The sequence below is a fragment of the Streptomyces sp. NPDC055189 genome (assembly GCF_053606765.1).
The window spans coordinates 18,212-33,175 of record NZ_JBSGSG010000058.1 but is presented as its reverse complement, the minus strand read 5'-3'; the positions used below and the strand labels follow the sequence as shown (position 1 = coordinate 33,175).

Annotated in this window: 12 protein-coding genes and 1 pseudogene; 5 read left to right on the top strand and 8 right to left on the bottom strand. The window is 72.7% G+C overall.

The genetic code is table 11. The features are described from left to right. Positions 1-71 precede the first annotated feature (71 nt). The 4 genes from ACWFR3_RS31480 (at position 72) to ACWFR3_RS31465 (ending at position 4,982) form a co-directional block, all read left to right on the top strand. Positions 72-464: a VOC family protein gene (locus tag ACWFR3_RS31480; protein WP_453738058.1), complete on the top strand. Its 393-nt coding sequence runs from the start codon at positions 72-74 to the stop codon at positions 462-464. 212 nt (positions 465-676) lie between these two features. Next, complete coding sequence (locus tag ACWFR3_RS31475) at positions 677-2,065, top strand: NAD(P)/FAD-dependent oxidoreductase (RefSeq protein ID WP_453738057.1); 1,389 nt, start codon at positions 677-679, stop codon at positions 2,063-2,065. A 264-nt stretch (positions 2,066-2,329) separates the two neighbouring features. Continuing rightward, entirely contained in the window at positions 2,330-3,910 is a 1,581-nt protein-coding gene (locus ACWFR3_RS31470; RefSeq protein ID WP_453738056.1) for a hydantoinase/oxoprolinase N-terminal domain-containing protein, read from the top strand. Beyond that, positions 3,903-4,982: a DUF917 domain-containing protein gene (locus ACWFR3_RS31465; RefSeq protein ID WP_453738055.1), complete on the top strand. Its 1,080-nt coding sequence runs from the start codon at positions 3,903-3,905 to the stop codon at positions 4,980-4,982. Before ACWFR3_RS31470 ends, ACWFR3_RS31465 begins: the two co-directional genes overlap by 8 nt. Here the strand turns inward: ACWFR3_RS31465 and ACWFR3_RS31460 are convergent. The 7 genes and pseudogenes from ACWFR3_RS31460 to ACWFR3_RS31430 form a co-directional block, all read right to left on the bottom strand. Continuing rightward, positions 4,952-6,010: a penicillin acylase family protein gene (locus tag ACWFR3_RS31460; protein WP_453738085.1), complete on the bottom strand. Its 1,059-nt coding sequence runs from the start codon at positions 6,008-6,010 to the stop codon at positions 4,952-4,954. The two genes, ACWFR3_RS31465 and ACWFR3_RS31460, sit on opposite strands and share 31 nt — an antisense overlap. 132 nt (positions 6,011-6,142) lie before the next feature. Next, positions 6,143-7,735 (bottom strand): annotated as a pseudogene (locus ACWFR3_RS31455) (penicillin acylase family protein); the annotation flags it as partial. Further along, the gene (locus ACWFR3_RS31450; RefSeq protein ID WP_453738054.1) at positions 7,732-9,258 is read right to left on the bottom strand and encodes a sodium:solute symporter family protein; all 1,527 of its coding nucleotides are present in this window, start codon (positions 9,256-9,258) and stop codon (positions 7,732-7,734) included. The gene ACWFR3_RS31450 and the pseudogene ACWFR3_RS31455, both read right to left, overlap by 4 nt. Then, positions 9,255-9,611 (bottom strand): DUF3311 domain-containing protein, encoded by a 357-nt coding sequence (locus ACWFR3_RS31445; protein ID WP_453738053.1) that lies wholly within the window; start codon positions 9,609-9,611, stop codon positions 9,255-9,257. The genes ACWFR3_RS31450 and ACWFR3_RS31445 overlap by 4 nt, the downstream gene beginning before the upstream one ends. Positions 9,612-9,699: 88 nt before the next feature. After that, a complete protein-coding gene (locus tag ACWFR3_RS31440; RefSeq protein WP_453738052.1) occupies positions 9,700-10,515 on the bottom strand; it encodes an SDR family NAD(P)-dependent oxidoreductase in 816 nt (271 codons plus the stop codon). Between the two features lie 100 nt (positions 10,516-10,615). After that, positions 10,616-12,076 carry an aldehyde dehydrogenase family protein gene (locus ACWFR3_RS31435; protein ID WP_453738051.1) on the bottom strand — a complete coding sequence of 487 codons (1,461 nt, stop codon included), beginning with the start codon at positions 12,074-12,076 and terminating at the stop codon, positions 10,616-10,618. Next, positions 12,073-13,320 carry a M20 family metallopeptidase gene (locus ACWFR3_RS31430; protein WP_453738050.1) on the bottom strand — a complete coding sequence of 416 codons (1,248 nt, stop codon included), beginning with the start codon at positions 13,318-13,320 and terminating at the stop codon, positions 12,073-12,075. Before ACWFR3_RS31430 ends, ACWFR3_RS31435 begins: the two co-directional genes overlap by 4 nt. Positions 13,321-13,477: 157 nt before the next feature. Between ACWFR3_RS31430 and ACWFR3_RS31425 the strand changes: the two genes are divergently transcribed. Continuing rightward, positions 13,478-14,263 carry a FadR/GntR family transcriptional regulator gene (locus ACWFR3_RS31425; protein ID WP_453738049.1) on the top strand — a complete coding sequence of 262 codons (786 nt, stop codon included), beginning with the start codon at positions 13,478-13,480 and terminating at the stop codon, positions 14,261-14,263. A 29-nt stretch (positions 14,264-14,292) separates the two neighbouring features. Here the strand turns inward: ACWFR3_RS31425 and ACWFR3_RS31420 are convergent, their stop codons facing one another. Next, the gene (locus ACWFR3_RS31420; RefSeq protein WP_453738048.1) at positions 14,293-14,940 is read right to left on the bottom strand and encodes a MarR family winged helix-turn-helix transcriptional regulator; all 648 of its coding nucleotides are present in this window, start codon (positions 14,938-14,940) and stop codon (positions 14,293-14,295) included. Positions 14,941-14,964 lie beyond the last annotated feature (24 nt).

Genomic DNA, 14,964 nt, shown 5'->3' with positions numbered 1-14,964 from the left:
TGGCCCACCGCTGTCCGGCGCGGCGCGGGCGAGGCACCGTAGAGGGTATCCCCCCACTAAGGTGCGGCTGCATGGTGCATGTACTGAGCAGCAGGATCCTTCTCCGCCCCACCGACCCCGAGCGGTCCAGGGCGTTCTACGGCGATGCGCTGGGGCTCGGCGTCTACCGGGAATTCGGTACGGGCCCCGAACGCGGCACGGTCTATTTCCTCGGCGGCGGCTTCCTGGAGGTCTCCGGACGCTCCGAGACTCCGCCCGCACCCGGCCTCCAGTTGTGGCTGCAGGTGGCGGACGCGCGGGCGGCGCACGCGGACCTCGTGGCGCAGGGGGTGGAAGTGGTGCGTGAGCCGGTGAAGGAGCCCTGGGGTCTCATCGAGATGTGGATCGCGGACCCGGACGGCGTCAAGATCGTCATGGTGGAAGTCCCGGAGGACCACCCCATCCGTTACCGCCCCGGCATCTGAGACGCCCGCGAACGGCACACGTCGGGGCGGCTGCGGCTGATCCGGCGGATCGGGGGTACCCGGGTTCCCCGCCCGGCGCATCCGACGTGCGCCGGGCCGCCCGCCGTCGGAGGATGAACCGGACCCTTCGCCCAGGAGGACCCGCGTGTCCGGGCCTTCGTCGTCGCCACGCTCGCCTGGCTCGGGTGAGCCCAACCCTGGAGCGATCTCTTATGCAACGTCCCCGGATTCTGATCATCGGCGGTGGCTTCGCCGGTATGGAGTGCGCGCACAAGCTGGAGCGGACGCTCAAGGCGCAGGACGCCGAATTGCGGCTCATCAGCCCGCAGGACCACCAGCTGTACCTGCCGCTGCTTCCCCATGTCGCCTCCGGCGTGCTCACCCCGCAGTCGGTCGCGGTGCCGCTGCGCCGCATGCTGCGCCGTACGGCGATCGTGCCGGGCGGGGCCATCGGGGTGGATCCGCACGCGAAGGCCGTGATCGTACGGAAGATCAACGGCGAGGAGGTCGTGGAGCGCTACGACTACCTGGTCCTGACGCCGGGCAGCGTGACCCGGCAGTTCGACATCCCCGGTGTCGACCGGTACGCCGTGGGCGTGAAGACGCTGGCCGAGGCCGCCTGGATCCGGGACCACGTGATCTCGCAGCTGAGCCTGGCGGCGGCGAGCTCGGACCGGGCCGAGCGGGAGTCGCGGCTGCAGTTCGTGGTCGTCGGAGGCGGCTACGCGGGTACGGAGACGGCGGCGTATCTGCACCGCCTGACGAGCGCCGCCACCAAGCGGTATCCGGGGCTCGACCCGTCGCAGATCAACTGGCACCTCGTCGACGTCGCGCCGAAGCTGATGCCCGAGCTGGGCGACCGGCTCGGGGAGAAGGCCCTGGACATAGTGCGCCGGCGCGGGATCCATGTGTCGCTCGGGGTCACGGTGGAAAAGGCGACCGAGGACACCGTCACCCTCACCGACGGGCGCACACTGCCCTGCCGGACGCTGATCTGGACCGCCGGCGTGGCGCCCAGCCCGCTCATCGCCACGCTGGGCGCCGAGACCAACAGGGGCCGCCTGGTCGTACAGCCGGACCTGACGGTGCCCGGCCTGGACGGCGTGTTCGCGCTCGGCGACGCGGCGGCCGTCCCCGACCTCGTCAAGGGCGGCGACGCGATGTGCCCGCCGACCGCACAGCACGCGATGCGCCAGGGCTGGGCCGCCGCGAAGAACGTCACCGCGGCGCTGCGGGGCGCGCCCCTGAGCGACTACCGGCACAAGGACATGGGCCTGGTCGTCGACCTCGGCGGCATCCAGGCCGTGTCGAAGCCGATGGGCGTGCAGCTGACCGGCCTGCCCGCCCAGATCGTCGCGCGCGGCTATCACCTGGGGGCGCTGCGCACCGTCACCGCGCGTTTCCGCACGGCCGCGAACTGGGGGCTCAACGCGCTGGCCGGCGACGACTACGTACGGACCGGATTCCAGTCCCAACGGCCCGCCACGCTCAGGGACTTCGAGATGACGGACGTCTATCTCTCGCCCGAGGAGATCCAGGCGCGGGTGACGGCTGAGGTGGCGCGGCGGTCGATGGCACCGGAGAAGCCGCTGTTCCCGTAGCGCCCGCGACAAGGAACGACCGAGCAGCCCGCATCGGGGTGGCCTGAGCCACCCTGGTACGGGCTGCCGGCCGTGACGGGCCGGCGGTCGGCAGTGGCGCAAACACGCGCCTCTTCGGCTTTGCGCAGGTCTGAATGGTTAATGCCGCCGTCTGAAGGCCGGGGGGACGCCCACGGAAGGCGCCGTCCTGCCGCCTCGTTGATCGCGGCGTGCGTCACTTCCGTACTACGCAGCACCCGTCGCCACACGAAGGACTCCACCACCATGCGTATCGGCATCGATGTCGGTGGGACCAACACCGACGCCGCCCTCCTCGGGTACGACGACCGCGTGCTCGCGGCCGCCAAGTCACCGACAACGCCCGACATCACCTCCGGTGTCACCGCCGCGGTCCGGGCCCTTGCCCCGCCCGTCGAATCCGTCACCGCGGTGATGATCGGCACCACGCACTTCCTCAACGCGCTCGTCGAGGGCGCCCGGCTCACCCCCGTGGCGGCCGTGCGTCTGGGCCTGCCCGCCACCGCCGCCCTGCCGCCCATGGCGGACTGGCCCGCCCGGCAGCGGGCCGCCGTCGGCGGACACGGCTATCTCTGCCACGGCGGGCGCGAGTTCGACGGGCGGCCGCTTTCGCCGCTCGACCCGGAGGAGCTCAGGCGCACGGCGGCCGACATCGCCGCGCGCGGGCTCACCTCCGTCGCCGTTTCCTCGGTGTTCTCGCCGGTCGCGGAGACCGACGAACAGCACGCCGCCGAGATCCTGCGGGCCGAACTCGGCGAGGGCGTGCACCTGTCGCTCTCGCACGACCTCGGCCGGGTCGGTCTGCTCGCGCGCGAGAACGCCACGATCATCAACGCGTCGCTGCGGGACCTGGCCACCGTCATCGTCGAGTCGTTCGGCAAGGCGCTGGCCGAGATGTCGATCACGGCGCCGTTCTTCCTCTCGCAGAACGACGGGACGCTGATGGACGTCGACTTCGCGCGCACGTGCCCCGTCGCGACGTTCGCGTCGGGACCGACCAATTCGATGCGGGGCGCGGCCGTCCTCTCCGGGCTCGGGGACTGCGCGGTCATCGACGTGGGCGGCACCACGGCCGACATCGGCATCCTCACGGAGGGCTTTCCGCGCGAGGCGGCGGGCGAGAGCGAGGCCGCGGGGATCCGCGTCAACTTCCGTATACCCGACGTCCTTTCGCTCGGTATCGGCGGCGGTTCCCTGGTGTCGCGCGGCGGCGGAACGGGCCCGCGGTCGGTCGGTCATCTGCTCACGCGGGAGGCGCTCGTCTTCGGCGGTACGCGGCTGACGGCGACGGATCTGGCGGTGGCCGCGGGCCGGGCGGACATCGGCGAAAGCGCTCATGTCGCGCATCTGGACCCGGAGTTCACCGACCACGCCCTGGGGCGCATCGCCGGGCGGCTCGCCGAGGGCGTCGACCGGATGCGGACCTCGGCGGCGCCCCTTCCGGTGGTCGCCGTCGGCGGTGGCTCCGTCCTGGTTCCCGAGCCCTTACCCGGCTTCACCGATGTGCGAAGGCCCGCGCACTTCGACGTGGCCAACGCGGTGGGCGCGGCGATCGCGCAGGTCGGCGGCGAGGTCGACCGGGTCTTCCGCGTCCCCGAAGGGCGCCGGGACTCGGTGCTCGCCGGGGCCCGCGACGAGGCCGTCGGGCGTGCCCTGGATGCCGGGGCGCGCCACGGCAGCGTACGCGTCGTGGACATCGAGGAGGTACCGCTGGCCTATCTGCCCGGCGGTGCGACGCGTATCCGCGTCAAGGCGGTGGGGGAACTCGACCTGCAGCGGATCGGCGACACCACCCGGTGCGGCGCCGGGGCGATCCCCGATGCGTGAGATCACCCTGGACAACCTCGACGACATCGCCCGCGGCTCGGGCATCCTCGGCACGGGCGGCGGCGGAGACCCCTACATCGGCAAACTGCTCGCCCGCGAGGCGATCCGCGCGCACGGTCCGGTACGGGTCAAGCGCATCGACGAGGTCGACGCAGAGGCGACCGTCGTCCCCGTCTCCGGCATGGGCGCGCCCACCGTCCTCCTGGAACGCGTGCCCAACGGCAGGGAGGACCTGGCGGCGCTGCGGGCCCTGGAGAAACACATCGGACGCCGGGCGACCCACCTGACCCCGCTGGAGGTCGGCGGGGTCAACTCGATGCTGCCGATCGCGTGTGCCGCGCGGACCGGCCTTCCGCTCGTGGACGGGGACGCGATGGGTCGGGCGTTCCCTGAGGCGCAGATGGTGCTGCCGGGACTTGCCGGAATCCCCATCTCGCCGATGGCGCTCGCCGACGACAAGGGCAACACGGTCGTCGTGGAGGCCGTCGACAATCACGCGGCCGAGCGCATCGCGCGCGCGGTGTGCGTGGAACTCGGCTGCCAGATCAGTTGCGCGGACACGGTGTTGCGGGGCGATCAGCTCGCCGACAGCCTGGTGCCCGCCACCCTGACGCTCGCCGGGCGGCTCGGCGCGGCGGTGCGCGAGGCGCGCGCGGCGCACGGCGATCCGGTGGCGGCGGCGAGGGCGATGCTGGCCGGTGTCCCGCTCCTGACGGGCAAGGTGGTCGACGTGATCCGTCGTACGGAGGGCGGCTTCGCGCGCGGGCGCGCCCGCATCGAGGGAACTCAGGACGACGCGGGCCGGGCGGTCGAACTCGGCTTCCAGAACGAGCACTTGCTCGCCACACGCGACGGGGTGACCGTCGCGACCACACCCGACCTGATCTGCGTCCTGGACAGCGAGACGGGCGATCCGGTGACCACGGAGGGCCTGCGCTACGGGCTGCGCGTCAGCGTCTTCGCCGCCCGCTGCGACCCGCGCTGGATCACCCCGGTCGGGCTCGCGCTGGCCGGTCCGCGCTGCTTCGGGTACGAGGTGGACTACCTGCCCTTCGGATCTTCGGCCCCCTGAGCCCGCGCCCCGGCGGACGGTCGCAGCGTGATCGTCCGCCGCGTGTGCTTCTCCACCGCGTCGCGGGAGTAGAGGAGCGGGAAGGACCCGTCGGCGGCCCAGCTCGCGAACAGGTCGTCGTAGTGCGGACTGCCCGGAACACCGGACTGCCCCGGCGAGTTCATCGCCACGGAATCGTCCCAGGAGCCGACGTCAACGACGATCCGGAAGGTGGCCCCCGCGGTCTGCCGGAACCCCGGCCCGTAGGCGGCGGCACCCACGGTGTCCCCGCTGCCGCCGCGCGGAACGGGCCCCACGGAGGCCCATTCCGGGGCGGGTCCGTCGAGCAGGGCCGCGATGGGGTGGTGCGGGTGGGCATGGTGGAGGGCGCCCCACGACCAGGCGGCCGGGTCGGGACCCAGGAGCCCGCTGAGTTCACCGACGGCCGCGGAAAGCGTGCCGAGCAGCAGCCCGGGGTCCGGATCACCGTCGAGCAGCTCCAGATCGATGCGGGCGTCCGCCGCAGCGTCCTCGACGGGAAGCACCCGCGCCAGGGCCCGCTCACGCGGCCCTTCGCCCGCGATCCCTTCGAGGGCGCGCGCGAGGAGGGCGGGCCGCAGATGCCGCCGGTACCAGACCTCGAAGAGCGCGGCGGCCGGGGATTCGGGGGTGAGGCGGGCGTCCCAGTCACGGAGGAGGTCGAGGGCGGTGGCGAGGAGGTCACCGGAGGCGGCGGGGCCGACGGGGTCGGCGGGGCCGACGGGGCCGACGGAACCGCCCGGGTCGGCAGGACTGGCAGGGCCGACGGAACCGCCCGGGTCGGCAGGACTGGCAGGGCCGACGGAACCGCCCGGGTCGGCAGGGCTGGCGGGGCCGACGGGATGGCCGGATCCGGCCACGCCCGCCGCGACACCGGCACCCTCGCCCGTCACCGCGTGCGGGGACCCGCCGTCGCTCCTCGGGCCACCCCCGACGCCCGCCGCCGCGTGCGCAGTCGAACCGTCGCCGCACAAATCAACGTGGTCGCCCGACGCCCCGTCCACGGACATACCCTCGCCGCGCGGGCCGCCCTCACTCGCCCCCGTGCCTGACACGCCATGGCCGGATGCGGGGGCGTCGGCCTTCGCATCGCCGGGCGCGGAAGCCCCGGACACCGTGGTCCCGACAGGCAACTCCGCGAGCAGCGCCCGCACCCGCCGCCCCGGCAGGCTCACGTAGTCCGTCTGGAGGCGGACGCAGTCCTCGACCGTCCAGGACGCGTGTGCGGCGAGTTCCCCCGTGATGCGGTCGTGGCGGGTCGGTGCGTACCAGTCGTACGTGACCGTCTTCTCCGCGTTCGGGTACGCGGGCGGCAGATTCAGCTGGTTGGCCGTGGCGAACCAGCCCTCGGACGGGTTGCGGGCCGAGGGGAGTTCCTCCACGTCCAGGAAGCCGTCCCACTCGTAGCGGCCGTCGCCCGGTACGGGCAGTGTGCCGTCCCAGCCAGGGCGGACGGGGACGCGGCCCGCGGGGCGCCAGCCGATCGTGCCGTCGGGGGACGCGTAGACCTGGTTCTCGCCGGGGGCTCCCCAGCGGCGCATCGCCGCGACGAACGCGTCGGGGCTCGCCGCCCGCATGTAGTCCATGCTGCCGAGATAGGGGGCCATGCCGGGACCCAGCCAGGCCGCGCGGACCGCGAACGCGGCGTTCCGGTCGGGCAGTTCGCGGATCACCGGGCCGTGGCGCGTGAACCACAGATCCGTGCGGACCGCCTCGCCGCCGCGCACCGGAACCGACTCCGTGACGCGCGTCATCGGCTCCCAGCGGTTCTCCTACCAGTACTCGTGCGGGTTCGCCGGGTTCGTGCGGTAGACGTACAGATCCTCCTGGTCGATCGGGAAGATCGTCAGGCCGAAGGCGATCCGCCCGTTGTGGCCGATGGAGACGCCGGGCAGGGCCGGTTCGCCCGCCCCGATGACGTCGATGCCCGGCGCCGACAGGTGCGCGAGATAGCGCAGCGCGGGCAGGGCGATCCCGCGGTGCGGATCGTTGGCCAGGAGCGGGCGGCCGGTGGCCGTGCGGGCCGGGGCGATGACCCAGTTGTTGGAGCCGTCCAGGCCCTGGCGGGGCGCCGCGCCCGCCGCCCACGGGGGCGTGGTGGCCATCTCGTACACGCGCAGGACATCGGCCGGGATGACGGACAGGTCGAGCCCCTCGGGGACGCGAAGCCGGTGCGGGGCGGGCTCGCGGCGGCGGCGCAGGTCCTCCGTGCCGGGGCCGTGGTCGCGCAGGGTGAGGGCACGGGCGACCTCGTCACGGAGGTTGTACTGCAGGCCGTGGCTGCGGATGCGGGCCACGTCGGAGGGCTCCCAGTACGACGGTTCGTATGACAGGAGGGCGAATTCGGGCGGGAGTTGGCCGGAGTCGGCGCGGCACAGCGTCACGTACGCGTTGATGCCGTTCACGAACGCCGTCGTCACCCGCTCCGTGTCGTCCCCGTACGCGCGCCACTCCTCGGCCATGTCGCCGCGGTAGAGGAACAGCCGGGCCGCGCGGTCGTGTTCGGCGTACCGCTCCCCCAGCACCTCGGCGAGCAGGCCGAGTCCGCGGCGCCGCCACAGGTCCAGCTGGAAGAGGCGGTCGCGGGCGGCGTTGAAGCCCTGGGCCAGGAAGAGGTCGTCCTGCGACGCGGCGTACAGATGAGGGACGCCCCACTGGTCGATCCGGATCTCCACGGGCTCCCGGAGGCCCGGCACCTCGAAGAAGTCGCCCTTGTCGCCCTCGTTCGTCGTCATGCGCGCTTCACTCCCTCTTCCGGTACGGCCGGGGCCGCGGAAGGGGCCGGGGCCGGTCCCGGGCCCGGTGCGAACCAGACGACCGCGAGCAGTACGACGAGGTTGGCGGCGAGCGCGATGATGCCGCCGTTCACCCCGTGGTACGGGTCGTTGTCGGTGGCCCACAGCAGGGTCATCACCGCGAGCCCGGTGAGCATGCCGGATACGGCGGCCCGCGCGGTCAGCCGCCGCCAGAACAGGGCGAGCAGCACGACGGGCACGAGTTGCGCCAGGCCCTCGTACGACAGGACGGAGAGCTCGACGAGGGTGTTCGGGTAGAAGAGGCTGCCCGCGAGGGCGATCAACCCGGCGATTACGCAGACCAGTTGGGAGAGCCGCTTGGCCCGCATGTCGCCGGCGTCGCCCGATGTGCCGAGCGCACGGCGGCGCGCCCGCGGATCGGCGCCGTTGCCGCCGCCGAGGATCGTGCGGCCCCACAGCGTGCCGATGGAGAGCATGAAGACGCTCATCGGCACGATCGCCGAGAGGGCGCCCGCGACGCCGATGAGCGCGACGACGGGTGAGGGAAGGGAGTCGGTGACGAGGCTGAAGAGGGCCAGGTCGGGGTTGCCCAGGGTCGGCATCACGAACAGGGCGGTGGCGCCGACCACCATCGGTACGAACAGGAGCAGTTGGTACCAGGGCAGGAGCAGCGCGTTGCGGCGCAGGGCGTTGGGGCTCTTGGCGCTGAGGTAACCGGCGACGGTGGTCGGGAAGATGGTGATCGTCACGGCGTTGAGCACTACGGTGCTCAGGAACCACATGGCGTTGCGCCCGCCGGACTCGTGACCGGGGAAGGTCAGCCACTCGGGCCTCTCGGTGACCATGCGCTGCATGAAGTCGCTGACGCCGCCGAGGTAGTGCATCGGGATGTACACGGCGAGGAACACCACGGCGACGATCACCAGCATGTCCTTGAGCGCGCTCACCCACGCCGAGCCGCGAAGCCCTGACACGAGGATGAACACTTCGGCCACGACGAAGGAGATGACGGCGGCGACCTTCAGATCGACGCTGCCGTACGTCATCGCGTTCACGACGACGCCCATGCCCTGAATCTGCACCTGGATGTAGGGGACGATGAAGACCGTCGCGACGACGGCGACGAGAATCCCCACCGGGCGCGAGCGGAACCGGAATTCGGCGATGTCCGCGATGGAGATGAGGCCGTGCCGGCTCGCGTACGTCCACAGGGCGGGGCCGACGACGTACGCGACGGCGAAACCGACGGTCAGGTAGGCGACCAGGTAGAGGATCGGCGCGCCGAAGGAGTACGACCAGCCGGCGGTGCCCAGGAACGAGAAGCTCGTGTACGTCTCGCCTGCCATGAGCAGCCAGATGAACAGGACGCCGAGCCCGCGGCTGGAGACGGACCACTCGGCGAGGCCCTTGGACCGGCCGCGGGCGCTCCACAGGCCGATGCCGATGGTGGCGACCATGGCGAGCCCGAAGATGGTGGTCGCGACGGCTGCGGAGCCGTTCATCGGCGGCCTCCCTCGGGGGCGGGGTCGCTACCGGGGAGGTCGTCGGCCGGGATGGGCTCGACGGCGTTCGTGCGGTACGCCGGGTCGAGCCGGGCGGCGAGCCAGATGACCAGAGGGCTGATCACCGTGGCGGCGATGACCCAGAACAGGAGGAAGGGGATGCCGAGGATGCGCGGCTCGATGCGGTTGGCGACGAACGGGGCGGCGCCGTAGAGCAGGACGGGGACGAGGAGCAGCCAGAGGGAGGGGCGGGCCACGCCGCGGAGGGTGGGGAGGCCGTCCAGCGGCGAGGCCGCGGCGTCCGGTGGGCCTGGTGGGCTCTGCTCGCCGCTGTCTTCTGCTGTCGGGGGCATGGGGGGACTCCTTGGGGAAGGGCCGGGAGGGTCACGCGGGGTTGCACGGAGGGGGGCGCCACGGATCAGACAGCGGGGTCGTAACGGATCAGACCGAGGGGTCGTAACGGCCGTCGACCGCGGTCCAGCCTCCGTCGACGCTCAGCACGGTGCCGGTGACGAAGGTGGAGGCGTCGGACACGAGATAGGCGACGGCGCCGGCGAGTTCGTCGGCGCGGGCCCACCGCTTGAGCGCGGAGGCCCGGGCGTAGGCATCGAACCATTCGGGGTCGGCGGCGATCTGATCGGTGAGCGGAGTACGGACGACGCCGGGCGCGACCGCGTTGAACCGTACGCCCTGCGGCCCCCATTCTGCAGCGGCGGTCCGCAGCAACTGGACAAGGCCCGCCTTCGACGCGGCGTACGGTCCCTGGCCCGGCTCCACCTGGAAGGCCCGCATCGAGGCGAACCCGACCACGCTCCCCCGGCCGCGCTCGGCCATGCCGGGGGCGACAGCCTGGATGAGCGTGAGGTAGGAGCGCAGGTTCAGCGCGATGACGCGGTCGAACTCGTCGAGGCCGTAGTCGGCGATGCGCTTGCGCACGTTGGCCCCGACGGTGACGACGAGCCCGTCGAGCGCCCCCCATGCGGCGACGGCGGCGCGGACGGCGTCCGGGTCAAGGACGTCCAGGGGGTGGTTGACCGCCGTGCCGATGCCGGAGGCCCCCGCCTCGCCCTTCCCTACCTCGCCCTTCCCCGCCGCGAGCGCCGCCGTCTCGGCCGCTCCTTCCGCGTCCCGGTCGGCGACGATGACGTGCGCGCCCTGGGCGACCAGCGCGCGGGCGGCCTCGCGCCCGATACCGCTCGCGCCGCCGACGACCGCGACGCGACGGCCGTCGAGCCGGAACAGATTGCCGTAATCCATGGTGGTGATGCCTCTCTTGCCGGGGCTGGGGGTCGGGGTCGGGGTCGGGTGACCGGATCGGCCGTTGTCCGCTGCTGGCCCAGGGCCTGCTGTTGCTGGCCTAAGGCCTGATGACCGCCATCCGGGTCACCGTCAGTTCCTCGATGGCGAACCTGGGGCCCTCGCGGCCGATGCCCGAGTCCTTGACGCCGCCGTACGGGGCGACGTCGCTGCGGTAGCCGGGGACCTCGTTCACCACCACACCGCCGGCGTCCAGGCGGTCCACGGCCTGCAGCGCTGCCCGCAGGCCGCTGGTGTAGACGGACGCGTGCAGGCCGTAGCGGCTCGCGTTGACCATGTCGTACGCGGTGTCCAGATCCGGCACCGTACGCAGGCAGACGACCGGGCCGAAGATCTCCTCGTCCCAGGCGGGTTCGCCGTCGGGGACCTCCGCGAGCAGGGTCGGGGCGACGCACCGGCCCCCTCCCGCGTCCCGGGCTCCCCCGGCCACGAGCCGTGCGCCCGCAGCCCGGGCCCGTCCGACCCAGTCGAGCACCCGCTCCGTCGCCGTCTCGTCGATGAGCGCCGATACGCGGGTCCCGGCGTCGCGGGGGTCGCCGACCACGATGTCCGGCAGCCGCTCCGTGAGCCGCTTCTCGAACTCCTCCGCGACCGCGGCGACGACGATGACCCGCTGTACGGAGATGCAGGCCTGGCCCGACGCGTAGAACCCGCCCCGCACCACCGCGTCGGCCGCCGCGTCGAGATCGGCGTCCGCGGCCACGACGAGCGCCGCGTTGGAGCCGAGTTCGAGGACCACCTTGCGGGGAGCCGCGTCCCGGGCGATGCGGTGGCCGACGGCCGCGGACCCGGTGAAGGAGACCGCCGCGACCTCCGGATGCGTGGTGAGCGTTCGGCCGACCTCCGCGTCCCCCGTGACGAGCTGCACCGCTCCGGCGGGCGCGCCCGCCGCAACGAGCTGCTCCCGTACGAGATGGACGAGCCGCAACGTGGCGAGCGGTGTCGCGGGGGCGGGCTTGACGATCACCGGGCAGCCCGCGGCGAGCGCCGGTGCGATCTTGTGGGAGGCGAGCAGGACGGGGTAGTTGAAGCCCGCGATGCCGACCACGACGCCCACGGGCTTGCGCGTCCAGAAGCCGAAGAGGCCCTCCCCGGACGGCTGCAGGTCCAGCGGCACGGTCTCCCCGTGCAGATGGGCCACCTCGTCCGCGGCGGCCTGCCAGGTGGCCACGGCCCGCTGCATCTCGACCCCGCAGTCGACCCGCGGCTTCCCGGTCTCCAGGACGAGCAGGTCCACGAGGTCGGGCACCGCTTCGGCGAGCGCCGCCGCGACCCCGGCGAGCACCTGCCGCCGCACTCCCGCGGTCAGCCTGCCGACCCGCACGCGGACCGCCGCGGCGTGCTCGACGGCCCGCCCCGCGAGGTCCGCGTCGCCGACCGGCGCCGCGGCGATCTCGGTTCCGTCGTACGGGAAGAGGACCGGCTGACTGGCGCGCGCGGCCACCCAGCCGTCCCCCACGGGCAGTCCTGCGGGGCAGGTCATCGCGTCGGGGCGGGTCATCGTGCGCCTCCCGTGGTGCCGTTCAGGAACGAGCGGGCCGCCGCGGCGTACACCCGCGTGTACTCGACGATCTCGCGCACCTCGACGAACTCGTCCTTCTGGTGCGCGATCCACTTCCCGCCAGGGCCGTAGACGACGGTCGGCAGACCCGCGTCGCGGGTGAGGATGGTCCCGTCCGTGGTGCCGGGCACTGCACCGAACGGCGGGGCGGTGCCGTGTACTTGGCGGTGTCCGTCGACCAGCGCGGTGACCACCGGATGGTCATCGGCGATCTCGATGGCGGGCCGGTCGTCGACGACGGTGAGCCGGACGCCCACCCCCACACTCCCGGCCGCGTCGACCGCGAACTCCTGCACCTTGGCGATGAGTTCGGCGTGATCGGTACCGGGAATCGTGCGTACGTCGACGCCGACGAGCCCATGCGCGGGGATGACGTTGAGCTGGTCCGGGTCCCCGCCGTGCAGCACGGTCGGTGTGACCGTCACGCTCCCGGCGTGCGGGTGGGTGCCGTACCGCTTCAGGGCCCAGTCCTGCACGCCGCCGAGCGCTTCGACGATGCGCGCCCCGGCGACGATCGGGCTCCTGGCCTCCTGCGGCATGGCGCCGTGGGCCATCACCCCGTCGAGATCGAGCCGGAGCCGGATGCCGCCGCGGGCGGAGGTGCACACCTCGTACCCCTCGGGCTCGCAGACGATGACCCCGTCCACCTCGCGCGCGAGCGGTGTCGCGGCGAACGCCTTCGCGCCGAGCATCAGCCCTTCCTCGTCGCACAGCACCCCGAGGACGACACGGCCGGGGAAGGGGCCCGCGAGCTGCAGGGCCCGTACCCCGTGGATCATCGCCGCGACGCCGGACTTCATGTCGGCGGAGCCGCGCCCCCACAGCTTGCCGTCGCGGATCTCGGCGCCGTAGGGGTCGACGCTCCAGTCCGCCGGATTCCCCTCCGTGACGACGTCGATGTGCCCCTCGAACATCAAGGTCGGTCCTTCGCCGCCCCCGCCCTCGATGACGGCGACGGTGTTGGGCCGGCCGGGCGCGACCTCCACCACGTCGTACGTCCAGCCGAACTCGGTGAAGAGCCGGGCGACGAGTTCGGCGGCGGGCTGCTCGACCTCGGTGGCCCCGGCCGCGTTGACGGTGCGCAGCCGGACCAGATCCCGGGTGAAGGAGACAACGGCAGTCGGGTCGACGGTCGGTTCGACGGCGGGCGCGCTTGAGCTGGTGTGACGTGAGCCGGTGTGCATGGAACCTCCAAGTCGGCCGACCACGAGGCCAGTCGACTGGTCAGACCAGTTGAGTTCCCGTACTCTGCCTCCACGTTCACGGCCGGGTCAACCACCAGATCTTGGTTTTCCCGTGCCGATATCGCGTATCAGCTACGTACGTGGAGGGGGCGGGCCGATGGCCGCCGACGACGCCGACCTGTTCCGGCCGGTCACACCGGTCCGCGCCTATCAGCGGGTGGCGGAGCAGATCGAGGAGCGCATCCTCAGCGGGGATCTGCCGCCCGGTTCACGGCTGCCCGCCGAGCGCGAGCTGGTCAACCGCTTCGGGGTGGGCCGCTCCACGGTCCGCGAGGCGCTGCGCGTACTGCAGTCGGCGGGCCTGATCCGTTCACGCCCCGGCGATCCGCTGGGCGCCGAGGTGCTCGGCGTCTCCCCGGACAATCTCAGCCAGGCCCTGGGCCGCCTGACCCGCTCCAGCGTGGCGACGCTCGGCGAACTGGTGCAGTTCCGCATGGTGTTGGACGCCGAGAGCAATCGCCTCGCGGCCCGCCTGCACGGCGCGGACGACCTCGCGAGGATGCGCGAGCAGATCACCCGCATGGAGGCGCTCAGCAGCGGAAGCGGCAGCGGCCCGGCGGCCCTGCACGCGTTCAGCGAGGCCGATGCGCTCTTCCACCGGGCGATCGCGGAGGCCAGCGGCAATTCCCTCCTTGCCCTGTGCGCACGGGCCGTGCACGAGGCGGTGGTGGAGGTCATCGAGAAGAAGATCGCGGGCGTCACGGACACCACGGCCTGGATGGAGCGCTCCATAGCCCACCACCGCGAGGTCCTGGCGGCGATCACCGCGGGCGACGGACCTCTCGCGGCCCGCCTCGGCCGCACGGCGCTGCACGAGTACTACGCCGGGCATGTGGAGCCCTGCACAAGGGAGATGCTGGCGGCTTCGGTCGAGGATCACTGACGGGCTCGCCCCCCGTACGAGCCGGTCAGTCAGCCCCGGAACCCCGGCGAGAGACCGAGCCGCCCCTCCAGCTGTTGCAGCAACTCCCCCAGCAGTGAACTGAGTTGACCCTGCCCGTCCTCGTCGAGCCCGGCGAGGACCACGTTCTCGTAGGCGAGCTGGTCGGGCAGGAGCGAGTCGACGAGATCTCGGCCCGTGTCGGTCAGGCCGACGTGCGAGACCCGGCGGTCACGGGTGTCGGCGCGCCGGTCGACCAGGTCGCGTTCCTGGAGCTGCTTGAGGCGCTTGGTGACGGCGGCCCCCGAGGAGAAGGTCTCGCGGGCCAGTTCGCCGGGGGTCAGTTCATGACCGGTGCGCCGCAGCGCGCCCAGGAGGTCGAACTCGGGGCGGGTCAGACCGACGCGGCGCAGCGGCGCGTCCTCGGCCTGCTGCAGGAGGGCCGCGCAGCGGTTGATGCGGCCGATGACCTCCATCGGGCCCGTGTCGATGTCCGGCCGCACCGCCTGCCACTGCCGCACGACGGCGGCGACGGTGTCACGGGGCACGACGCCGGGAACACCGCCCGCAGCATCCGTGGACCCCACCGCGGCGGCACCGTCCACGGCACCGCCCGCGCCGCCGTCTCCCGCGCGGGCCACGGCGTCCGCCGCCGTGTCCCGTTCGCTCCCGTTCCTCATGCGCCCCTGTCCTCGCCCTTCCGC

What these genes read in the sequence shown, in the direction of transcription:
- ACWFR3_RS31460 (WP_453738085.1), bottom strand. Translation starts at nt 6,010, where the DNA reads ATGTCCGTGGACGGGGCGTCGGGCGACCACGTTGATTTGTGCGGCGAC.
- ACWFR3_RS31480 (WP_453738058.1), top strand. Translation starts at nt 72, where the DNA reads ATGGTGCATGTACTGAGCAGCAGGATCCTTCTCCGCCCCACCGACCCC.
- ACWFR3_RS31450 (WP_453738054.1), bottom strand. Translation starts at nt 9,258, where the DNA reads ATGAACGGCTCCGCAGCCGTCGCGACCACCATCTTCGGGCTCGCCATG.
- ACWFR3_RS31465 (WP_453738055.1), top strand. Translation starts at nt 3,903, where the DNA reads ATGCGTGAGATCACCCTGGACAACCTCGACGACATCGCCCGCGGCTCG.
- ACWFR3_RS31420 (WP_453738048.1), bottom strand. Translation starts at nt 14,940, where the DNA reads ATGAGGAACGGGAGCGAACGGGACACGGCGGCGGACGCCGTGGCCCGC.
- ACWFR3_RS31425 (WP_453738049.1), top strand. Translation starts at nt 13,478, where the DNA reads ATGGCCGCCGACGACGCCGACCTGTTCCGGCCGGTCACACCGGTCCGC.
- ACWFR3_RS31440 (WP_453738052.1), bottom strand. Translation starts at nt 10,515, where the DNA reads ATGGATTACGGCAATCTGTTCCGGCTCGACGGCCGTCGCGTCGCGGTC.
- ACWFR3_RS31475 (WP_453738057.1), top strand. Translation starts at nt 677, where the DNA reads ATGCAACGTCCCCGGATTCTGATCATCGGCGGTGGCTTCGCCGGTATG.
- ACWFR3_RS31435 (WP_453738051.1), bottom strand. Translation starts at nt 12,076, where the DNA reads ATGACCCGCCCCGACGCGATGACCTGCCCCGCAGGACTGCCCGTGGGG.
- ACWFR3_RS31445 (WP_453738053.1), bottom strand. Translation starts at nt 9,611, where the DNA reads ATGCCCCCGACAGCAGAAGACAGCGGCGAGCAGAGCCCACCAGGCCCA.
- ACWFR3_RS31470 (WP_453738056.1), top strand. Translation starts at nt 2,330, where the DNA reads ATGCGTATCGGCATCGATGTCGGTGGGACCAACACCGACGCCGCCCTC.
- ACWFR3_RS31430 (WP_453738050.1), bottom strand. Translation starts at nt 13,320, where the DNA reads ATGCACACCGGCTCACGTCACACCAGCTCAAGCGCGCCCGCCGTCGAA.